19 protein-coding genes and 1 pseudogene are annotated in these 23189 nt (G+C 28.1%); all 20 read right to left on the bottom strand.

Translation table 11 applies throughout. The features are described 5' to 3' along the window. Positions 1–71 precede the first annotated feature (71 nt). Complete coding sequence (locus CLPUN_RS27620; protein ID WP_158078742.1) at positions 72–242, bottom strand: hypothetical protein; 171 nt, start codon at positions 240–242, stop codon at positions 72–74. A 365-nt stretch (positions 243–607) separates the two neighbouring features. Then, a complete protein-coding gene (locus CLPUN_RS28645; RefSeq protein ID WP_242954095.1) occupies positions 608–1090 on the bottom strand; it encodes a DNA/RNA helicase domain-containing protein in 483 nt (160 codons plus the stop codon). Beyond that, positions 1062–1265 carry a DUF2075 domain-containing protein gene (locus CLPUN_RS28640; RefSeq protein ID WP_242954094.1) on the bottom strand — a complete coding sequence of 68 codons (204 nt, stop codon included), beginning with the start codon at positions 1263–1265 and terminating at the stop codon, positions 1062–1064. The genes CLPUN_RS28645 and CLPUN_RS28640 overlap by 29 nt, the downstream gene beginning before the upstream one ends. Positions 1266–1337: 72 nt before the next feature. Next, positions 1338–1811 carry a hypothetical protein gene (locus tag CLPUN_RS28635; protein ID WP_242954093.1) on the bottom strand — a complete coding sequence of 158 codons (474 nt, stop codon included), beginning with the start codon at positions 1809–1811 and terminating at the stop codon, positions 1338–1340. 447 nt (positions 1812–2258) lie between these two features. Next, positions 2259–2576, bottom strand: coding sequence for a nucleotide pyrophosphohydrolase (locus tag CLPUN_RS09820; protein WP_077847111.1), 318 nt, complete (start codon positions 2574–2576; stop codon positions 2259–2261). A 172-nt stretch (positions 2577–2748) separates the two neighbouring features. Continuing rightward, entirely contained in the window at positions 2749–5913 is a 3165-nt protein-coding gene (locus CLPUN_RS09815; protein WP_077847110.1) for a DUF3427 domain-containing protein, read from the bottom strand. Positions 5914–6039: 126 nt separating this feature from the next. Further along, the gene (locus tag CLPUN_RS27615) at positions 6040–6186 is read right to left on the bottom strand and encodes a hypothetical protein (protein ID WP_158078741.1); all 147 of its coding nucleotides are present in this window, start codon (positions 6184–6186) and stop codon (positions 6040–6042) included. Positions 6187–6290: 104 nt separating this feature from the next. Beyond that, positions 6291–6554, bottom strand: coding sequence for a hypothetical protein (locus CLPUN_RS09810; protein ID WP_077847109.1), 264 nt, complete (start codon positions 6552–6554; stop codon positions 6291–6293). 86 nt (positions 6555–6640) lie between these two features. After that, positions 6641–8050, bottom strand: a complete 1410-nt coding sequence (locus tag CLPUN_RS09805; protein WP_077847108.1) for a DUF5050 domain-containing protein — start codon at positions 8048–8050, stop codon at positions 6641–6643. A gap of 26 nt (positions 8051–8076) precedes the next feature. Continuing rightward, a complete protein-coding gene (locus CLPUN_RS09800; RefSeq protein ID WP_077847107.1) occupies positions 8077–9171 on the bottom strand; it encodes an N-acetylmuramoyl-L-alanine amidase family protein in 1095 nt (364 codons plus the stop codon). Positions 9172–9388: 217 nt separating this feature from the next. Then, complete coding sequence (locus CLPUN_RS29590) at positions 9389–9544, bottom strand: Ig-like domain-containing protein (protein WP_423237289.1); 156 nt, start codon at positions 9542–9544, stop codon at positions 9389–9391. Between the two features lie 19 nt (positions 9545–9563). Then, complete coding sequence (locus tag CLPUN_RS09790; RefSeq protein ID WP_077847105.1) at positions 9564–10349, bottom strand: EFR1 family ferrodoxin; 786 nt, start codon at positions 10347–10349, stop codon at positions 9564–9566. A gap of 486 nt (positions 10350–10835) precedes the next feature. Then, entirely contained in the window at positions 10836–12269 is a 1434-nt protein-coding gene (locus CLPUN_RS09785) for a leucine-rich repeat protein (protein ID WP_077847104.1), read from the bottom strand. A gap of 525 nt (positions 12270–12794) precedes the next feature. Next, positions 12795–13763: pseudogene (locus CLPUN_RS09780) on the bottom strand (DUF2075 domain-containing protein); the annotation flags it as partial. Between the two features lie 65 nt (positions 13764–13828). Next, positions 13829–18265: a coiled-coil domain-containing protein gene (locus tag CLPUN_RS09775; protein ID WP_077847103.1), complete on the bottom strand. Its 4437-nt coding sequence runs from the start codon at positions 18263–18265 to the stop codon at positions 13829–13831. 168 nt (positions 18266–18433) lie between these two features. Further along, positions 18434–19180, bottom strand: coding sequence for a DUF6063 family protein (locus tag CLPUN_RS09770; RefSeq protein WP_077847102.1), 747 nt, complete (start codon positions 19178–19180; stop codon positions 18434–18436). Beyond that, complete coding sequence (locus CLPUN_RS09765) at positions 19167–20684, bottom strand: replicative DNA helicase (RefSeq protein WP_077847101.1); 1518 nt, start codon at positions 20682–20684, stop codon at positions 19167–19169. The genes CLPUN_RS09770 and CLPUN_RS09765 overlap by 14 nt, the downstream gene beginning before the upstream one ends. Then, positions 20674–21672 (bottom strand): Wadjet anti-phage system protein JetD domain-containing protein, encoded by a 999-nt coding sequence (locus CLPUN_RS09760; protein ID WP_077847100.1) that lies wholly within the window; start codon positions 21670–21672, stop codon positions 20674–20676. The genes CLPUN_RS09765 and CLPUN_RS09760 overlap by 11 nt, the downstream gene beginning before the upstream one ends. 230 nt (positions 21673–21902) lie before the next feature. Further along, positions 21903–22283 carry a retropepsin-like aspartic protease gene (locus tag CLPUN_RS09755; RefSeq protein ID WP_077847099.1) on the bottom strand — a complete coding sequence of 127 codons (381 nt, stop codon included), beginning with the start codon at positions 22281–22283 and terminating at the stop codon, positions 21903–21905. Further along, positions 22280–22525, bottom strand: coding sequence for a hypothetical protein (locus tag CLPUN_RS09750; RefSeq protein ID WP_077847098.1), 246 nt, complete (start codon positions 22523–22525; stop codon positions 22280–22282). The genes CLPUN_RS09755 and CLPUN_RS09750 overlap by 4 nt, the downstream gene beginning before the upstream one ends. Positions 22526–23189: the final 664 nt, after the last annotated feature.

Here is a 23189-nt window from a genome sequence, read left to right as displayed (position 1 = left end):
ACAATTTTAAGTATATATATTTCATTATTAATGAAAGCTAAAAACTTCAAAAAACTTATGACTGAATAGCTTTAGAAATCTAAGGCTATTTTTTTAATAATGAATCCTTCATCTTTTCCATTATTCATCGATGCCCATTTCCTTAATAAGGGTATTAAAATATCATCTATAGTTTTCTGAAGATAAGATGCATTTATATCAAATCCATTTACTTTAAAATTGATTTCCTTAATATTATCCATTCTAAACACTCTTATACTGCTTCTTCATTAAAGTTAATACATACTTTTAGATTGATTGGCTAAAAACTAATTATATTCTTTCTTATTTCGTCTCATTTTAGGGCATCACGAATTCCATCCTCAAGAGAGCAACCAGCCTCCCACTTAATAAGCTCTTTTGCTCTACAAACATTTGCAAAAGCCCCTGATACATCCCCTAATCCGGGTTTAGCATTTTCTTTATTAACTAGTTTTCCAATTACATTTTCAAAAGAGGCAACAAGTTCTTTAACGGTGATTCCAACGCCAGTTCCAAGATTGATTACTAGATTCGTTTATAGATTTCTTGTCAATTGCCCAAGATGAATTATTATTTAAATTCTATTTTATTTTAAAATCACGCTCAAATCAAAACCATCAAAATTACCTGTTGAACTAATTTCTAAAACATTATCAAGCCATGGTACATATCCATCAGATCCATTACATCTAAATTGTGAAGTAAGTTTTAATTTTCTAGCTTTAACATCCAAGACTTTTGAATGATTTTCAATTTCTTCAATGCTGCCTATATCATCCATAGTAACCCTTTGATTATTATCAACAAAAAATATAGATACTTTTGCAGTATTTATAATCTCCTTAATTTGATTTTCTCCCATATTCTTAAACATACCTGATTTACCATTAAGTCTATGAGCTTCATCTACTACCAAAATATCAATTTCATTTTCTGCAGTCTCAGTAAAAACGCCTGACCCTTTGAATAAATTATTAATGTATTTTTGAGTATAATTCCTCTTAAGCTTTTCGCAATATACATTTCTAGGTGCTGCATTTTTAGTTACATACTGACAGTTTAAATTCATGTATCTTAACAAGAAGATTAATTGCAAGAACAGACTTGCCTGTCCCAGGTCCTTCTTCAACAATTACTGTCTTCTTAGCTCCAGTTCTAATACAATCACGAACAGTTCTCATAATACTCCCAAAAGCAACCTTTTGATCATCAATCATGATAAACTCTTCATTCTCATCAATCATAACTTTAAGTGCATCTTGAAGCGACTTTGAAGGTCTAATCTTACCACCTTCAATATAATAAATACCCTTCCCTTAATCAGGCTTTTTAACATACTTACAAATAAATTTTCTAAGTTTTATAACATCACCCTTTGTATAAACAGGAGCCTTATGTAACCAATTATTATAAACTTCATTTTCTAAAGGATCATTTTCTTCTTTCTTTATGTAATTATGTAAATAAGCACAAGGATGCAATTTTATATTATTTCTTTCAACAGACTCATTATAATCTTCAATTAAACTAGCATACAACCAAGCTTGATAAGATGGATGTGGGGTTCTCCTTTTACCTCTATTTATAGCTGTTCTAACAATAGCATCCTCATCTGTTACTTCTTCTAATTCATTCCATTGTTTAAGCTCAACAATAATTACATTTTCCTTATCATTTTCATCAAGTCCAGTTAAAATAAAATCAACTCTTCTAGAAGTTGCAGGAATCCTATATTCAATTGCAACTCCACATTCATCTGGAATATCATGAGTATTAAGTGCCTTAAACATATAAAGCATAGAATTATCCCATGCTTTAAATTCATTTTCTCTAGATTTCCCTATTTTATTTTTATCCGATAGCTAACTGCCACTAAAACACCTTCCTCTATAGGCTGGTGTTAAGTGGCACTAATCTCCTGGATAAGTTCAACTAAAATTCAGGTGAGGATACCACACCTGAATTAAGTTTCACTTAATATTCTCTATCTATTAAAATACTAATCTCGTCATTAGTAACATGATTCATAAAATCTCTTTTACTAGCCTCATATACAATCACCTTTTATGTTCTCCTTTTTACAGTTGTAAGATGTTCTTGGTTACACTTAATAAGTTTATAATTATGCTTCACACTCTTTTATAAGTAGATAAGTTCTTGGTTGTGCTTCGCACTCTTTTTATATGTGCGTGCTTTTTATAATTGTGAAAAGTTCTTATTTGCAGCATAGCTGCTTTTTATAGTTGTGTGTATTTTTTACTATTTCCCTTAGCTTTTTCTACTGGATATTTCTTTTCATTCTTATCCATTTTGGAATTAATTATTTCTTCTAAATCCACGCCTAAAGAATCAGCCATATGTATACAATAAACCATAACATCTGCAAGCTCTTCTAATACATGCTCTTTATTATAATTTTTATCATCCCATAAAAATTCTTCTAGAAGCTCTCCAGCTTCAATTGAAATTGCTTTAGATAAATTTGCTGGCGTATGAAATTGGCTCCAATCTCTATCGTTTCTAAATTTTCTAATTCTGCTTATTGTATCTTTCATTATTACCACGCTTTCTATGCTTTACCAGTATTTTATACTTATTATATCATAATTTTATTTATTGCCTTTTTAATTTTTAATAGAATTTTGAATAGTTATGTTTGTAGCCTTTTCCGTTTTCTTATCAAAATAATCCTTTAAAATATCAACCTCAGATATATCTCTATCAAATTTAAATTACTATTGTCTTATTAGCTTTATTTATAATTTTAGCTGGTATTTCTTTTTCCAGTTTCCATACAAAACTTATTGGTTTATTTCCAGTATGCTTTACATATTCACATAAGCCTAAATAAGTAAATGGTGCGGTTATTCCATCTTGAATTTTACTTTCTCTAACAAATAAAGCTACTTTACTATTTAAGTCTTTATGGTTTATATATCTTTTTCCTGTAGCACTCTCTACAGATGTTGTACTTTGACTTTGCCAATGAAATAGATTTTCATTAATTGCATAATCCTCATAAAGTGTTGATGGCGAGAAATCTTTATCGCTTTTATTTAAGGTAATAAAAAATATATCCAATGATTTATCCTCAAAATATTTTACACCTTCCCTAAAAGCTGGCTTTTTATTATTATTAAAATATCCAAGAGCTGCCATAACTTGATCTCTAGAATATTCACAATGTAAGTCTAACGGACAAGGATAGCCAAGTTCAACTTTCTCATCTATAAAATCAATATTATTATAGTTGTATGATAATATAATTGCGACTTCCTTTACCATATTTTCATTTTTTAATAAACACATAATACCTGGTTTTATTGATTTAAAACCTTGTTTCTTAGGCGAATCATTATAAAAGGTATAATACATCATATTTAACATTAATTTTTCTTCTTCATTTAAATCATCATTATAAATGCTGTTGTCATTAATAATGTTTAATATGAAATCAATGAATCTTCTAGAATTAATGCTGAATAAATTCTTTAATTTTTTCGTTATTTCTTTCTCTTGTTCTTCATAAAACTCTTCTTTTAATCCTGCTAATACAAGCATTCTACAAAAGCTTCTATCACCTGATTTTCCATAAAAATCTATTAACGATAGATGATAATAATTTAAAAAGTTTTCTAAATTCAATTCCATATCAGTTTCCAATATGAAGTTCTTTAATCTAATTATCAAATTTGCTTTGTTATTTATTGAAGATTTTATATTTCTTAAGATATATTCCTTTGATTGCTTTTCAAGTTGAATATAACAACCTTTAGGCAAAGTTAAAAATCCATTTTCAATGTACTCTTTAATTGGATGATTAGTTTTCCCTATAAGTGCTCTAAATTTTTCTTCAAAATTATAATTTCCATGAGCTTGACCTACAAAATCTAATACAGTTAAGCAATCTTTCCCTTCGCTTAACCTTAAGCCTCTTCCTAACTGTTGCAAAAATACAGTTAAGCTTTCAGTTGGTCTTAAAAATAAAATAGTGTTAATTTCAGGTATATCAATACCTTCATTATATAAATCTACTACAAAAATAAATTTTATTTCACCATTTACTAATTTTCTTTTTGCATCAGCCCTTTCACTTTCTTTGCTATCTCCATGCAAAGCTATTGAAGGTATGTTCTTTTCATTAAAGCTTTTTGCCATAAACTTAGCATGTTCAACACTAACACAAAATCCAAGTCCAATGATTTCATTTAAATCAGTAGCATAGTTATTTAAACTATTTATTATCTGTTTTACTCTAAGGTCATTTCCTGTATAAAGATTACTTAATTCTGTAATATCATAACCTCTTCTACCCCATTTAAGCTTGGATAAATCTATGATATCAGTAACAACAAAATATTGAAATGGGCTTAATAGTTTTCTGTTAATAGCTTCATTTAACCTTATTTCTCCACTAATCCTATCATCAAAATATTTAAAGATATCTGCACCATCATTTCTTTCAGGAGTTGCTGTGAGTCCAAGTAAAATCTTTGGATTGTAATACTCTAATAAATTCTGATATGATGGAGCTGCTGCATGATGAAATTCGTCTATGATTATAAAATCATAATAATCATTTGAGGTTACTTCACATAAATTCTTACTATTTAAACTTTGAATAGAAACAAATAAATGTTCTAATGAAGTAGGAATATTATTTCCAACCATTAAATCTCCAAAATTATTATCTTTAAGTATAGCTCTAAAAGTATCTCTACTTTGTTTTAATATCTCTTCCCTATGAGCCACAAATATTAATTTATTGCTGCTCATTTTATTTTCCTTGCAAAAGCGTTTATAATCAAAAGCTGAAATTACAGTCTTACCAACACCAGTAGCTGCAATTATTAAATTTTTATACTTCTTAAATATTTCTCTTTCAACTTGAAGCTTTTCAAGTATTTCCTTTTGATAAGAATAAGGCTTTATATCAAAAAGAAAATTAAACTGAGACTCATCAACATATTTTTCTTTCATTAAGGATTTAGATAATTTTTCTTTATCACTATCAGTTCCTAAATAGTTAATAAACTCTGAATCATTCCAATAACTTTCAAAAGTAGCTTCAAATTTCTTTATGATATCAAAAGAATCTCTTTCCGTAACTTTAATATTCCACTCAAGTCCAGAAGTTAAAGCAGCATTTGAAAGATTAGATGATCCTATGTATGCAGTAGTAAACCCTGTCTCTCTTTTAAACATGTAAGCTTTAGCATGAAGCCTTGTTCTCTCCGTATCATAAGATATTTTAATTTCTGTATTAGGAAGCTTACTTAATTCATAAATAGCTTTAGAATCCGTTGCACCCATGTATGAGGTGGTTATTATTCTTAGTGTTTTATCATTATTAGTTGCTTCTTTTAAACTATCAATAATACACCTAAGTCCACTCCATTTAACAAAAGATATGAGTAAATCTATTGAATCACAAGATACTATTTCTCTATTCAATTCACTAAGCATATTAGGCTCCATTATAGAACCAGTAAATAAAGAACTTTGAGAAATTGAAGTTATAGGTCTTACTGCTTTTCCTTCATTAATCGCTCTTTTATTATTAATTTTTAAGTAAAGTGAAGTTAATAGTTCTCCACTTTCATCAATTTTATATTTTTTAATATCCTCTTCATTAGATTCCTTGGCTAGAATATTAATTATCTTGTTGCAAACTTCAATTTGCTTTAATAATTTATCATTATCCTCTTTCTCTTTATCTCTAATATAATTAAGAGATTTTCTTATTACACCTTCAATATACTGGGATAAAATTACCTTAGCTTCTTCATTATCTATATTTTTCTTTGATATTAAAAGATTATTTATATCTAAAACTTCTAATTCACTTATTATTTCATTATTAATAACTTGCTCATAAATTCCTTCTTTCAAGATTCCACCACCATTTTTTACATTATAGTTTGTAAAAATTATGTTTTACAATTATTAGTATAACATAATAAAGCTGAGACTTTCTAAATATAGAAAATCTCAGCTTATAATATAATCCGAAGCTATTTAATTTTTCTTCTTTTTCCCTATAAACATAGTGTAACTGGACCATATATATTCTGATGGCTCTACCTTTTGATCTAATAGAAATATTGCTGATGAAATATTATTATTTTCAATTAGTTCCTCTCTAGTATATTGATGTTTTTTCATATTTTGATCCAACCGCTACTGAATTTTGAAGTCCTCTTTTACAAAAAGTAGTTTCTAGCATACTTTTATACTTCTTACACATAAACTTACTGCTATAATTTTAATTACATCCTATAAAGAATCCATTCATTTGTACTTAAATTTAACCTTAGGTCACAAAGCATTTTCATATTATCCTTTATAATTTCGCAGGTAAAAGTATAGATGTAATCTCCACCTATTTTTTCCTTATCCCTTCTAACTAATCTTTCAACATTAATTACTTCTCCACTTTCATCATCATCTGTAATAGAGAAACATAGCGGTTTTACAATGCCTGCTCCATCAGTCTTAGTAACTACCTGAACCGATTTATCTACTATATTCATAAGCATTCACTCCTATTTCTATTTTTATTATAATTTGCATTTAATTGCACATGTGTTCCCTATCTTGAGGATAGTTTTCTTTTTTGCTATTTTTTATAAAACATGGTATCAAAAAATATTTTATCCTTTAGAATTGTTATATTAGTTCCATACTCATTAGTGATTTTTTCAGATTTCCCTCCACTAACTGGAATTTTATAAAGATTTTCATTGTCTGAATAATTTACATAATAAACATAATCATAACTTGCATTTATAAATGTAGCTTTGTTATTAGATAATTTCACTTTTTCAGTCCCATCTCCATTTATTTTATATAACTTATTATCATCTGACTTATTACTATAGTATACAGTATCTTCGCATACAGTCATAAATAAAGTTTCATCATCGCAAATTTTTATATTCTCACTTCCATCTAATTTCATTCTGTAGATTTTATATCCATCAGATATATTGGTGTAATAAATCCATCCATTACTTACAGTCATATCTTCTGTGCTAGTTAAATTAAGCTTTATTCTACAAGTACCATCTAAAGATATCTTGTATATATTATTTAAATCAATTGAATGGGAGTTAGTTCTTTTAACATAATATATCCAATTTCCCTCTACAAACATATTGCCTGTTGGTTCATTTGCTATCCATGTATCTTCTGTTCCATCTTTTTTAACTTTATTTATACTATGATGAAAAGGATCCTTCCAATTGCTATAATAAATCCAGTCATCTACAAGATTAAGATTCCACACTCTATTTGGGATTACTTGTGTATTATAACTTAAGTCACAAAAATCCTTCCGAGGCGGATCATTTTTCTTTATTTTATATAAATAATCAGGGGCTGCTCCATAAACATCTCCAACTCTGTTTACATAATATATATAATCATCATCTTCTACAGCCATCCCATCATTTACAATATTACCTGATGAATTAGAAACCTTTGAATCCTCATTTTTAGGAGCATTTGAAATGTTATAGCAGATAAAATTAAAATTATATATTTTGTCATAAGCACCATATGAATTTTGATCTATTCCATTAGATGAAGATTTCTTTACAAAAATCATAACTTTGTAATTCCCTTCAGTTAACGGCTGACTATCTTCTATAATAAACTCATTGTATGCAATCATATCATTTGAATATCCATTAGTTAATTCTTTGTATCCTTTATCGTCACCCTTAGCTATAAACACTCTATATTGCACTGGATCATAATTACCATAGTCTGAATAATCTCCGTCATACTTGGAGGTCATATTAATTTTAACTGTATCACCACTTATAACTGGATAATGATCAACTCCCGCATATTCAACATATGGATTTTGCTTTTCAACTGCTAAGCCTGAAACAGTGCCTAAATCTGTATGCGCAAAATCTGTCCTCGATGTATCAGCTTTTGAACTGGTGTTATATGATATAAGGATTAATGCTGCAATAATAATAACTGAAAAAAATCTATTAATAATCTTTATTGACCTCATATATATCCACCCCTCATGCGGTTTATTTAAGCCTCATTAAAATATTTGTTTACAGCTCTAAGTGATGCATCTGCAACTTTCTGACTGTTAATTCTATGCATCATCATCTTTGTGTCACCATCATCAGTCAGAGCAGTAGTTTCCATAAGTACTGCTGGGCACCATGCTGATGATAAAACTGCAAGATTTGGTCTATCCTGAAGTGGATATGTATTAGTTTTTATAGTACTAGATACTTCCCTCATAAGTATAGTAGCAAATTCTCTTCCTGGTTTTGGCGCAGTTGAATTATATAGTACCGTAGTTCCTCTAAACATATGAACAGATTGCATACTTACATCTAGTGGAAGTGAATTATTATGCACACTGAAAAATAAATCTGCATTTAAAAGATTTGCTGGGTCTGTTCTATCCAATAATCCTACATTACTATCATCATCTCTGGTTATATATATACGATATCCTGCTTTTTCAAGATTTTCTTTTACTCTTTTAGATATATCCAAATTTAGCTGTTTTTCATAAGTAAAATTAGCCGTTGCTCCAAGCTCTGATCCCCCATGACCAGGATCAATAATTATTATTTTAGAATTATCTTTAGCTTTTTCTTCAAAAGTAACATCTATAAAGGTTTTGAACTCATATTTATTGTCTTCTATTTGCGAATATCTTCTTTTTACTAGACTTACTTTAACATCTATTTTTCCAGAAGTCTCAATATCAACTTTTACTGTATTATTATCAAGTTTATCTAGCTTTATGTTCTTTATATATCTATTGTCTTTCAAAATTGAACTAAAGTTATCAGCTGAACCAGTAACATTAACTTGTGAAATAGTTATTTCGACCTTATTACCATTGATTAATTCAGAATACTTAGGCTCTACTGTATATTTTCTAATATCTCCCACTTCAGACTCTGCACATGAACATGAAATTGGAATTCCTAGAGCTCCTTTATGCTTAACTTGATAATATTTAAATGCATTCTGCTGCAGCTCATAAACTTTGCTATCACCAGCTTCACTTGTAGCCGCAGTTTCTCCATTACAATAAGACTCAGGTAATATGAAAATACAGACTAGTAACATTCCAAAGATTATATATATAAATTTTTTCATAAATTTTTACCCTCACTACTTTTTTCTCCATAATTATAGATAGATCTTGATTCTATTTTTTCATAAATTGCCTCACACTATTCATTTTATGTTTTTTATTTCTGATATACCTAATTTTAATTTCTTTTTTTTGCAATTTATATTACGCTAAAATGTATTCTTTAATTTTTGCTTAACAAAAAAGCACTACACCAAATATATAAATTTAGTATAATGCTTATATGGAGTTTAATATTTTATAATTGGATACACCAATAAATGTATATGTTGCTTTTGTATTTACATCATATTCTGGACTTCCCTTATCCAATATAACTTCTACACTTGTTGCTGAATCGCTTAATGTTACATCTACTGTTGTAGGTAATTCTATATTATTTATAGATATTCCATTATCTATACATTTCTTCTGATTTTATATATGAATTTGTATATCTTCCTTTTTTAACTGTACCTTTTCCATATTGAATAGCTGTCTTTGGACAATAATTTATACAAGCTAAGCACTGTGAGCAGCTTTCTCCCCATACAGGTGTTTTATCTACTTTTATACAATTATTATTACATACTTTCTCACAAATTTTGCAGCCTATACAATCACCAGTTACATAAAATTTCTTTGTACCAATAGCAAACTTATTAAATAATGGATTTATAACAGATGTAAGAACTTTAGGCATATTTCCCTTTTCTACATTAAACTTACCCTTTTCTAAATTACTAATTATCTTATTTATATTTTTCAATACAGGTTTAGAAGCTTCAATTATTTCATTATTCTTTTCTCGCGTAAAAACATCTCCTAATATAATGTAATTAGTGGGCATTACTACTGAAAATCCACTGTCTAAATTAAGTCCATTTTTATTTAGTTTCTCATTCAACAATTCCATTGTATTACCTATATTTTTACCACAAGTTGCTACTGCACTTATATAATTTCCCTTATAGTTATTCAGCTTCAACTTACTAATAAAGTCTAATACCATCTTTGGTGGTGCCCATGCATATATAGGAAAAATAAATATTATCTTTTCATCATCTTTTAAATTATAATCATATACTTCTTTATTTAAATTCATCTCTTTAGAAATAGAAATAATTTCTTCCTTTTGAGCAGTAGCTATATCCTTTGCTACGTATAATGAATTTCCTGTTCCCGAAAAATATAATATCATAATTATCATCTCCATTTTCTACATATTTTATATAGTACTCTATACATTAGATATGCATCACTATATATACATATTACACTATATTTATATTAAATCACAACATATACATAATTTAAGAAATTAAATATAACTACAACAGGACATAGAGAAAACTACAATATTCTCCTAAGCTTATATAAAAAAAGATTTCTAATTATTGCCCTATAATTTCATTCTGCCTTTCTAACATTCTTATAATAAAAATAACACCTCATTAAGAAGTGTCATTTTAAAACTATTTTTTAATCTCAATATTAATATTATTTTTCCCGATCCGTCAATCTATTAAATTCCAATGCTACAGCCTTTAATCTATTAAAAAAGTAACTTCACTTTAAGCCTTTATATTTTAGTACAATGCTTATATATGGAAAATTATGTTTCCCCGAAGTACTCCTGTGACAGGTCGTGTTTAAGTTGCTAGAAATTTAGTGCAATACTTATATATTAAGAATTAGAACCTGATTTATTAGTAGTATTATTTTTAAATTTTTCATAATATGCATTGTTTTTTCTAATACAACTAGCAGTCATCAAACCTGCGTTTATATTAGTTAAATTAGAACACCATTTAAATGCTTCACTATTCACTTCTTTTATACCTAAGGGAATTGTTACACTTTTTAAATTACTGCAACCTTCAAACGCACAACGTCCTATAATTGTTACACTATCTGGTATGGTTACACTTACTATTTTAAGATTATTTTTAAATGCATTTTCTCCTATTTCCTTTACTGGAACACCATTAATTACACTTGGTATAATCAATATAGCATCCTTGCCGTTATATCTTATTATTATGCCAGCACTCGAATTAAAAATAAAATCTGATTGATTAGCAACCTTCGGTAAATTAGTTGTCAAAGCTCCATTACTACTTAAAGAATCCCCATCAACAGTTGTATCATACTGTACCCTATAATGCCCATCTGAATCAATATAATACCCTTTCCCTAATACTATTTTACTAGCATCTATATCTCCTACTTTATTTAGAATTTGTCTTATTCTTTCACTTTCCGCATAAAATTTAGTATTTGTATGCACATCAAATGTATCTCTTCCTATAGACAGTACAGAGCCTGGAACCGTTATGCTTCCTAAACTGTAACAACATTTAAAAGCGCTCTCCCCTAAATTAACTACACTATCTGGAATCTCATAGTTTTTAGCTATTTTTCCTTGAGGACATCTTATTAAGGTTGTTTTTATCTTATTAAAGAGCACACCATCGACACTTGAATAATTTTTATTATTTTCATCTATATTTATACTTGTCAAACTCTCGCAAGAATTAAATGCATAAGCATTAATATTTGTTATAGAATCTGGAATTGTTATACTGGATAAAGTCTTACAATTAGAAAATGCTAGAAGAGCTATACTTTTTATCTCTACACTACCAATAGTTTTTGGTACAACTACTGATGCATCATTTCCATTATATCTTACTAAGGTACCAGTTCCTTTATCAATTTCATAGTCTCCAACCTTTGTACACGCAGTTGCTACTCCATCACTATTTAGATAAAAGCCATTAATATACTGGTTTTCAAGGATATATTTCCCCAATGGACTTATGTAATACAATTTGTTTCCATCTTGTAGCCAACCTGTTTTAATTGAGCCGTTTTTATCATAATAGCGCCAATTAGTATTAAGCTTTTGCCATCCAGTTGTCATGTATCCATTGGAATCAAAATAATATTCCTTTCCATTAATTTTTTTCTCCCCAGTAGCATAACCTGAACCTTCTGAATACCACCACCCATTTGAATCTTGTATCCATTCTGCGTTAGCTGCTATTGGATTTAATGCTATTACAGAAATTGCTATTAATGAACTAGCAATTACTTTTGTTAATTTAAATTTTTTCATTCTATTTCATCCCCTATCTATTAATCATTTCTATGTTTTTGCCAAAATCCCTTTTATTTCATTTAAAATTATTAAATGCAATTCTTTTCAGCAATTTCATCTTCAATTCTTTTACTTTGCGTATGAAATATTGCCTTTCTATAACATTTTCTCAAGTGCTTCTATAATTCTTTTAAGTTTACCCTTAGCTCCTCTATTAGTTCTATATCTAATATTTATTTTTCTCATATTTTAACAGCTCAACTTTCAATTGTAATAAACCGAATTATTTTTAGACACCCCATTCAAACTCGCATGCTTCCTATAAATATTTATATATGTACCTATTTTTATAACTTTATATTTTCCTATAAAAATATATTCCTATTTTCATATTTTCCTTTTTTAATATATACCTATAAATCTTTTTAAATATATTCCTAGAAAGCTTTAAACCTATATTTGTATGAACATAGGTTTATATAAATAACTTAATAACAGCCTAGATTTTTGAAGCACTAAATCTTGGCTTAAATAACATTACATTTACAACGAATTATTTTCAATAATTAAAACTCTATTCTCATCAATTTCCTTTATCCCAATTTGACTACTAAAAGAATTTAACCGTTCTTTAAAATAATTTCTAAGAGCTTCATCTTCGCACCATACATAACATCCTTTAAGTCCCCTTGTCATAAGAATCCTATATGTATTTTTAATAAGCTCATCGCTTATTTCAAGAGCTTTTTCTTTATCCTTTTTATATAACTTTTTGACTCCATTTAAGCTCTTATCAGTTTTTGCTCTTTTAAAAAAGTCAGTTATTATCTTTCCATTTTCAAATCTTAAATCCTGTCCTATTATTACTCCAACATAATCAAATTCAAGACCCTGACAAGTATGGATACAACCACATTCCTTTATGGATTCCTTATCAATTGCCCAAGTAGTGCTATTACTTAAATTCCACTTCATCTTAAAATCATATTCTGAGAATTCTATATCATATTTATTGTAATTTTCTTTCTTTTTGGTTGCCCATTCATAACAATAACCTGCAACTAGCCTAGACTTATTGTTTACTGAATTTTTCTCTTCTATAGCTTGTCTCATTTCTTTTGGATTATCAAATACTTTAAAATCAAAATCAAACTCAAAGCCATCAAAGTTACATGTTTCACTAATTTCTAAAACATCATCAAGCCATGATACATATCCATCAGATCCATTACATCTAAATTGTGAAGTAAGTTTTAATTTTCTAGCTTTAACATCCAAGACTTTTGCATGATTTTCAATTTCTTCAATGCTGCCTATATCATCCATAGTAACCCTTTGATTATTATCAACAAAAAATATAGATACTTTTGCGGTATTTATAATTTCCTTAATTTGATTTTCTCCCATATTTTTAAACATACCAGATTTAGCGTTAAGTCTATGAGCTTCATCTACTACCAAAACATCAATTTCATTTTCTGTGGTCTCAGTAAAAATGCCTGATCCTTTGAATAAATTATTATTTGCAGCATAGCTACTTTTTTATAATTGCAACTTCTTTTCTATTCATAACTCTACTAAGATTCAAACATCATAATTTGATTAGTTTGGCCAAGTCTTTCCAACTTTTCTGAATCAGCATCTTTTAAAAAGGCTTTTTTAATTTCTCTTTCATTTGTTATAATTTGACTATTTCCTTTCTCACTGCTTCTAAGCTTACAGCTATATACAATAGGGAAATATGTTCTTATAAACTTCCCTTCTGCATGTGCTGTTAATGCTATAATTTGAAATCCTAACTGCTCTGCAATAAAAAATACCGGATCAAGTACATGATCACTTGAGGCTTTACCAAATGGATTATCAACAATAACTGTTCTGTAATGACTCTTTAATGGAATTATCTGCTTTCTTTTTTCAGCAACATAGTTGAGTATTCCTAGGAATAAAGCCATGTTTTTACTCCACTTTTCTCCTCCAGACCACGAATTAGATTCTTCCCATGAAAACGGCATACTGCTCATTTTACCATCATTAGTTACTTTCCTGCACTTTATAGTTATCTTCTTATGATTCATTACAATAGGAATTAGCTGCTTTGATTGAAGCCATTTTTCAATAGACTTTTTAACTTTTTCCTGATTTTCTACTCCATTTTCATCTCTATATTCTTCACCTTCCAGTTTTTTAAGAATCCAGTTTATATGATTATAAAGCTCCAATTTTCCATCCTTTTCGTTCCAATCAGGCACACTAAATAAATAAATTTCTTTCCAATTCTCTTCAATCTTAATCTTAGTTTTCTTAGGAATTGCTTTTAGTTCTTGAGCCATTATCACTAAATATGAATGAAGGTGATTTATAAACTGCTTCATTTCTTCATCGTGTTCACGCATATCACGCTCTAGTAATTCTATAGTTCTATTTATACGTTCACTCATTATATTCTGCCATTCAATAATGTCCTTATAGCTTTTTCTATAATTCACACCATCAACTGCCATCTTCTTTAATTTAACATCTAATATTTTATTTTCGCAGAAATTTAAAAACTTTTCCCTTTGTTCCTTAGTCTCTTCAAATTTTGCATCTGACTGCTTTTGTACTTTTGTTAAGTGATTAGAAATTTTATCTACCATTTCTTTTCTCTTATATGAAAAATTATTTTTTATTTCTTCATTTAATTCAATCTCTTTAATAGCTTCATTTAAGAATGGATATCCTGCATTACAAAATTCTAATTTTTTTGTAACCTCATCTAATTCAGTTTTTTCTTCATTTAACCTTTTCTCTTCAGCCTGAAGCTTATGACTCTTTTCTTCTAAAACTTTTTTCTCATTATTTAAAATTTCTTCTACTTCTTCTAAAGCTTTATCAAACATTATTATTTTTTCATAAATTTCATTGTAGTCGTTCATTTTGACTTTATATGTATTTTCGCCGTCTTTATAACTATCTCTTGCCTTATCATATTCGCCTTTCTTTGTTTCCAATATCTTTTTAAGTTCTCTTATTTCCTTAATAAGCCTTTTAAGCTCATCTTCGCTTATTACATCATTAAAACTATCATCTATATCAAAGTCCAATTCATTTTTGTAATTTTCCAAATCTCCATTTAATGATTTTATTCTTTTAATTCTTTCACCAAGCTCATTTTCTATGCTCTTTCTATTTTTCTGTTTGTTGTCAAGTCTATCTTTTAAATTTTTTCTAAACTGAACTAAAGCTCCTATCGATTTATTTGAACTTTTAGGAGTGTTTGCTTTAGTCTCATCATAAAATTCTCTTTCTGAAATAATCCTTTTGTTATAATCAGCTTCATTCAGGTCTATCTTTAACCCCTCTACAAAATCTTGTTTATATTTAATATCACTTTGAATTTTTTGTATTTCAATTTCTAAAATTTCAATTTCGTTTTTTAGCTTTTTAATATCAATTATAAACTTTTTATTCTTATTATTTTTAATAAAATATTCATTAGCTTTCTCAAGCTTCTTTTCTAAATCTGATTTTCCTTCTCTGCAATTTAAAAGTTCCCCATCTATTTTCTTAAGTTCTATAGTTATATCCTCTAATCTCTTTTCAAATTGCTTTATAGTACCTTCAGCTAAATTCTTATTTGAATTCACTTCCTCAAGTAGCTTTTTCATATTGCTAAATTCTTCATATGAATTTTCCAGATAAAATTTTTTCAAATCTTTTAATAAAGCATCAGTAATTATATATTCATTTTCTTTTTCTTCTCTTTGTTTTTTAATTTCTTCAGCTTTTATATCTATTTCTTTTCTATAGGTTTCAAAAAAGTTCTGTGAAATATTATCTTTCCATGGGGCTGGAACAAAAATATTATCTCTATTAAATTCCTTATTGCCAGTAATTATTTCCCTAGCTTCTTTTTCATCTAAAACTATTACTGGGTTTGTTAATTTATCTAAGCTTTTACTTAATTTTTCATTTAATTTCGCTTTTTCTTTCTCAGAAACCACTAAACTTATAGCCCAATATGGAAATTTATCTAAATAAATCTTTTCAGATAACTCATTATTTTTAGCTGCTCTTTGAATATAAATAGTTCCACTTTCAATATAATCAAATTGATTTCTCCAAGAAATAAGCCATTTTTCTATAGCAGCATCTGCAGTATAATATTCACTTTCCTTATAATCATCAAGCCATCTATATGAAATTCTCTCTTCAAGTATAGCTTTTTCTTTATTTTCTCTAGCCTTTTCAAGAAAATTCTCTAACTGGTCTATTATTACTACTTCTTTAGAATGAAGAGTTTCTATTCCATAAAAACTATTTTGGAATTCTTTCAATCTTCTTACTAAAACTTCTTCTTCCTCTCGCAGCTTATTTAATTTTGATTCTAATTCTATACTCTGCAGTTTAAGACCATCATATTCTTCACGTTTATTATATAATGAATTTTTCACTTGAATTTCTTCATTATTTAATTCACTTTTATTCTTTTGATCATTAAAGATTTTTTTCTCTAATTCTGATGAAATATTCTTCCATTCAATAATTTTATCTTCAATATTTTCTTGTCTTTTATCAGATAAAATTTCTTTTTTTATCTTCTCAATATCTTCTTCTATGATTTTACTTTGACCTTCTAAACTACTTTTATTCTTTTCTAAAGTTTTTTCATTCTTTAATTTTTCTTGTAGCAATACTTCTTTTTCAGTTATTTCAAGGTTTGCATTATTTATTTGACCCTCTATAAACTGGATTTGTTTGCTTAGTTTATCTTCTTCTTCTAAGTAATAACCTCTTATTTCACATGCATTTACTCTTAATTCATCTTTAATATCAACTACTTCTTCGTCTTTATCTAAACTGTCTATTTGAACCTTATTAAGCTCAGCTAGTTCTTCCTCCTGCTTTATCTCATTCTTAAACTTTAAAATCTTCAAATTTGAATATCGTTTATCTTTTTCCAATTTCCTATTCAATAATTTATTATATTCATCTTCCTTTATTTTAAAAATCCCACTCTTAAGCTGCATATCCTTCTCTAAAAATGCCAAATTATAAGAAGCTTCTTTTTGTTTTAAATTTTTTCCATTCTCACTTACATCACGTATTTCTCTATTTATTTTAGAAAGCTTTTCATAATTTAAGTTCTGATCTTTTTTAGCTAATCCATATAAGGCTTTTAGCTCTTCCTTTGTCTCTATTACTTTATTATTTATCTCATCATATTCTTTATAGTGGTCCATATACATTCCAACTTGATTTTCAACTTGCCTGCTTTCATCAATTCTAGCCTTCAATTGATTATACTCTTTAAAATGCTCTCTTTGTTTTTCAAAGGTTTCAGCAAATTCCTTTGTGCCTCCTCCCGCTAAAGCTTCTTCAACCGTTGGAATCAAAAGATTATCTATTAATTGTCCCATTGTCTTACAAGCATCAAAAAAACTTTCTACTCCACCTTCTGCACCATTTATTGTTGCAATTCTTTCCCATTCCTTTGGAATAATCTTAAACTTATCCTCTATGTATCTATTATATTCACGCTTTATCTTAAAGACTTTGGCATTAATTCTATTTTTACTCATGTTAGAATAATAGTCTTCCATTTCATCTTTATTAGCCGGCCTATAATTTCCATTGGCATTTTTCACTTTGAAAGGAAGTTTTTCAATTGTTTCATCATCCTTTTCCTCATATTCATAAACATATTTTAAAGCATCTACTGAACCTTTATTCATAAACAAAGTTACTGCAGTTAATGCATATCTTCTAGGTCTTTCGCTTATAATCCATTCTATTGCAATATGTGCAGAATTATTTTCAAGCATTAAGGTATTTTTTATTTTTCTATCAGCAAGCTCTTGATTTGGAAGTATTGCTTGAATTGCTGCTTGAATGAATACTGTTTTACCTCCACCATTTTCTATAAGAATAGCTCCATTTTCTCCATCGAATTGAAAAATATCATCATTATACCTTTTTTGCCCATTTTCATATACTACATTAGTAAATCTTATCTTTGATATAGCTGGCATTTTATTTAACCTCCTTCTTGTCTGATGTCTAGCCACTGTAACACTCTACTATATGTGAAACTCTTATTAAAAATAAGACAAGTTTCACATATAGTAGAGATAACAGTGGCACGACCCTAGACATTGTGCCCCTTGTGGGTATAAGTTCAACTAAGATTCAATTGGGGATTAAACCCCACTTGAATCAAGTTTCACTTTATCCAAATTGTACATAAAATCAAGAATTCCTCTGTTATAGTCATACTCCATATAGTACCTTTGAATTATTGTTTTAGCTTTTTCCGTAAGCTCCAATTCTTCATTTCCAATATCCAAAAGAAGCTCTTGATCTTCTAAAAAGTTCTTGACACTATTCAAAAAACTCTTTCTGCTAATTGTCCTAGCATTTTGTACTTTAGCTGTTTCTTTAATTTCATCCATATCAAGCCACTTTTCTATAATTAAAGACCAATTATAATCATATTCTTTATCTAACTCCTTTAATTTATCGCTATTGTGTTCCTTCAAACTTGCAATTCTATCATTTAAACTTTCTAACCAATCTGAAATATTAATGAAATCTCTTGTAGGCTCAATTGTCTGATAACTATCATAAAATTCTCCAAACAACACTATTATTGAAACATACATAAGATAAATGTCTAAATTCACTGACTTTGAAGGCAGATAATCTTTCTTAATAGCTTCATTAGATACATGGAATATGGAATCCTTAGAAATGGGAACAAGATATATAAACTCCCCTGCAAGAAAAATTGTGCAATCCACTTCTTTAGAAAACTGATCTACCAATCCCCTAATCATATCATCTGATATGTATTGACGTAATTCATCCTTTTCTCCATATCCATTTTTAGCTAATATAGAATATATTTTAAATGCTTGAAGCACTTGTTCATTTCTATAAGTTATCATCTCTATCCTCCAATTTCAAAACCATATTTTTTATCGTAAACCTCTTTGTAACTTTCAATACATTACTTAATTCTTCAACACATAACTTGTATCCTTTTGCTGAAAATATATCATAAGCTTTTCCCATAAGTTCTTCTTCTTCATTATCTTCTATTTTAATAGTTATTGGTGATTTTTGATGAAGAATAATCCAAAAATCATAAAAAGGACGCTGATTAATTATTTCTTCCTCATTACTTTCTTTTATGAACTCAACTACGTCTTCTATTGTGATACTATTTATTTTTTTATATTCTAAAGCCTTTAATATTATCTCTGCTACTTGTTTATATTTATTACTTTGTAATTCTATTTCCTCTTTCAGCTTTTCCTTGCTTAAAATATTTAAAAATTCATCACTTTTTTCTTCCTTTTCAGTATTCTCAATCCGCTGCTTTGAAAACACTGATATTGGTGACCAGGTGACTTCCTTTCCTAAATATAAAAATGGTTCTATTAATCTTCTAGTACTGGTTAATGGAAGTGGTGATGAAAAAATTCTACTTACGATTTCCTGATTAAAGTTAAAAGAATTTATTCCTATGTAATATAAAGATTCTTGTGCTGCTTGAAGTGCTGAAGTTTTAAGTAAAATACTCTCCTTTAATAGCTTTCTATGCTCATAGTGCACCTCATCTAGTTCTTTATCTATTTTTATTATTAGCTCAAAAGCTTTTTTGTCTTCATCCTTATTCATTTCATTAGCAATTTTTTCTTTAGTGTCTTTTACAAAGGTTCTTAACTCTTCAAATTCCTCATTCTCATGCGTTAATCTATCATTAATGTCACCTATGATATTTTTATATCTTTCAAAAGTTTCACTTGAGACTATGTTTCTATTAACTTCATGCTTTATTCTGAAAATCCTGTCATAAAGGTTTTTTACATCTAGATTCATCTCATCAATTTGCCTTAATGCTCCTATAAATTCTCCTTTTTCAAGCTGTTTGCGTAATATAAGCTGATTAATTGATAATTGAAATTCATTAAAATACTCTTTAGTTGCAAATATTAACTCCAAACCCTGCTCGTCCAAAGTATAATATTGTGTATTTGTTTCTAAATCCGCTTTATCAGCTTTCAAAATAGAATATTGGACAATATCTTCTTTTCTTGTCTCATAGTTATAAAAAGTCTTAAAATTCCTTTTTCCATTTGGTGGTCTAAAGGTTTCTATAATAGTTCTAGCTATTTTTAAAAAATCCCCATCTTCCAAATCAAATTGCCCTTCATTTACTATCTGTAAATACTCTGCCAAATTTTTAACACCGACTTTTCTATTTCTTATAAGCATATTTTCAAAGAAAAATAACAGAGTTAATAATCCAAAACTAAGGTAGTCAACTTTATTATCACTTCTATCTTTTAGCTTTTTTTCATTAAGTGCATATAATGGGTCAAATAGTGCTAATCTTTGAATTCTCTCATGATAATTTTCAACTACATTACTTATATTAATCTTCACACATTTCACTCCATATCCTTTTTAATTCTTCTTTATTTAATCCCTCTTGTGGTAAATAACCACCATTATTTATCATGTTTAATAAAACCTCTTTTTCTGAATCTGTAAAAAACTTCGAAAAATTATTTATAGCTTCATCGTTTCTCTTTTGATTTTTCTTTCCTATGCTATAATCTTTTTTTAGCAGCTCCCTATAAAAATCAACCGCTATATTTACGTTCATTTTTTCATTTAAAGAATTCCATATGGAAATACCTTCTTTATCTATATCTCCAAAATACATAAATTCATTTTTATCTTTTAAATTAAGCTGTTTATGTATCATATAATAGTTAGAAACTATCTTCCATCCACAGCCATAAATGAGGGTAGTATAGTCAGTTTCTCTCAAAATATCCATAAGTGCTAAAAAGGTTGCCTTATTTTCAACAATAAGATGGTAATGCACAGGCTTTCCAAAAACCTTTTGATTTATAGCCAGCATTAATGGATCTGAATCATTTACGATTTTGAGTTTATCCCATACTTTTATTCTTTCTAATAACCTTTTCCCATTCTTTTCACCTATCCACTTTTCATCACCTAAAATATTAAAAGACCTTTCCTGAGCTGTAACATAGCTCTCAGGAAAACCATTCCTCAATATATACTCCTCCACTGCTTGTATAAATGGAAGATCCTTATAAAATGTTTCTTCTGATAATTTAAAATAATCTCCTAAATCAATTTCTTTAGAAAACTTCAAAATATAATTATTTATTTCATATATTTTATCTTTCTGTAGTTTATAATGATTTACACCATAACTTAATGATAAAGCATTGATTTTACCACCTTTTTCTACCAATATATTATCTTCAACCAACTTCTTTACACTTGACTCAAAATTCTCATAATTCATACTTCCATCTGGCAGTTTTTCCAATTCACTTAATTTTATTGTTTTCTTTTTATAGGCTTTTAAATATTCGACTAATTTATCATACATGTTTTTTACCCTTCTACTACTATTTATTTCTTTGCTATAACTAGGTATAATAAAAATAATAATGAATTAGTATTCTTGATACTATCTTTCTTATATTTTAGCACATTTACTTATATTTAAGGTGTAAAAAGGGGCTGTTGTAAAACTAACATAGTTAGTTTTGAACTGCCCCTTCCTATTCTTCAATACCCTACTTAATTTCAACCGACCTTATAAGTTCATCTACATTATTAACTTCTATATAACTCCAATTCTTTTAAATTAATGGTTATACCTAATTTTAATAATACATCAAGTCCAAGTAGCCCATTTATATATCCTTCTTCATCAATTAGACCAAAATCTATATTTATATCTTCTAAGCAATCTTTTCCAATACTAACTGAATTAATATTTTTTCTATACGAATAGTGTTCGCCTCCAACACCATACATTGTTATAAATTCATCATCTGCCTCTGCTTTAATTCCCAATTCATATACACTGTCTGGATTAATGATAGTATGTGCAGCCCCAGTATCTACCACTACATTCTTAAGCAATACATTATTGCCTTTATATCCAATGTTCATATCAACAAATAACAACCCGCTTTTATACTCTAACTTCATTTAAATACTCCTCTTAATATTGGCATTTGTATTATATTCATTGATAATTCATCTTTTGATGTATGAAACACAAAAGTATCTCCTTTACATTTAATTAATAAATCACTTGCTTCTTCATCGTCCAAAGCTCTTACTACAGCCACATCATCTATACACTTTTTATTATCTTCAATATGAGCCTCTAAGCTTCTTAAAAGCACAAATTTATTAGGATATATATTTCTTACTTCTTCCCATTTCATCTTCTCACATCCTCATATTTAAAATAAGTTTATAATTTAATTTTTTCTATTTCGATTTCTAAAATCTTTTCTAATAATTCCTTGCATATTTCTTTATCACTCATAACCTTAATTTAACAAATTAACTAGAACCTTCTTTGATGTTGAAAATAGAAATTTTAAGACCTCATCTAGCTTTACTTTTTCATTGCTGATTGACAATTATCCACCTACTTTTCTATATATTAATTATAATCGAAATTTAATCTTATTAAAATATTAATATCATAATTAATTCTCATACTCACTTCTTTATGCTCTAATTATTCCCATTTCTGCAAATAATGCACGCATATTAGTTCTTATCATCAACAAAAAATAACCCAGAACATTCCATCTTACTAGGAATATACCAAGTCAATTTATTTCTATTTTCTAAGTAGTTCTTTAATACTTTTTATAGGCTTATTTATAAAATCATCTTTAGAAACCTTTATTAAAGTTTCATCTGCAATAATCATTATACTATCATCATTAACAACAATATTTATCCAATCTAAATTAAAAGCCTTAATCCCACTTTGAACATTGATATTTCTATCAACCTCAATTGAAAGATAATTATAAAACCTTATAAGTTCTAGAAACAGCCTAAACTCTTCTTTACTTTTAATACATAATTCAG

It is taken from the genome of Clostridium puniceum (genome assembly GCF_002006345.1).
Classification (GTDB): domain Bacteria; phylum Bacillota; class Clostridia; order Clostridiales; family Clostridiaceae; genus Clostridium; species Clostridium puniceum.
This window is presented reverse-complemented; position numbering and strand designations above follow the sequence as displayed.